Consider the following 739-nt stretch of genomic DNA (forward strand, 5'->3'; position numbering starts at 1 on the left):
TGGGGTCTTTGGGACACCGACACCGGCATGGCGGCGAAGCTGGACGACACTGACCGGAACCGGATCGAGCGCGACGGCGTACGGCCGCTGTCCGCCGGCGACGGCCTCGCGCTGTTCGACGCCGCCGTGGCGCACGGCGACCCGGCACTGGTGCCGATCAAGCTCGACCTCCGTGCCCTTCGGGGCCACGGCGACCAGGTCCCCGAGATGCTGCGCGGCCTGCTCCCGGCCGCCCGCCGCCGGAGCGGCACGGCCGGCGCCGGGTCGACGGAGCTGCGGCGGACGCTGGCCGCCCTGCCGGAGGACGAGCGTGAACAGGCCGTGTTCGACCTTGTCCTCGCCCAGGTCGCGGCGGTGCTCGGATTCGCGTCCGGGAAGGACGTCGATGCCCGGCGCGCCTTCAGCGAGCTGGGCTTCGACTCGCTGACCGCCGTCCAGTTCCGCAACGCCCTGAACGAGGCCACCGGACTGCGGCTCCCCGCGACGCTCGTCTTCGACTATCCGTCCCCGGCTGTGCTGGCGCGGAAGGTGCTGGACGACCTGCACGGGACCCAGCAGGACGTGCGGGTGCGGTCCGTCGACGCGGCGTGGCACGAGCCGATCGCGATCATTGGGATGGCGTGTCGGTATCCGGGTGGGGTGGGGTCTCCGGAGGATTTGTGGGGTGTGGTGGCGGAGGGGCGTGATGTGGTTTCGGGTTTTCCGGGTGATCGTGGTTGGGATCTGGGTTCTTTGGTGG

General features: G+C 71.4%; 1 protein-coding gene. It reads left to right on the forward strand.

Annotated elements, in window-relative coordinates; genetic code table 11:
- Positions 1 to 27: 27 nt before the first annotated feature.
- Positions 28 to 739, forward strand: a 712-nt coding sequence (locus IEJ02_RS47890) for an acyl carrier protein (RefSeq protein WP_223865631.1), incomplete at its 3' end; no start/stop codon positions are given.

The organism is Streptomyces sp. 5-10 (assembly GCF_014712245.1).
Classification (GTDB): domain Bacteria; phylum Actinomycetota; class Actinomycetes; order Streptomycetales; family Streptomycetaceae; genus Streptomyces; species Streptomyces violaceusniger.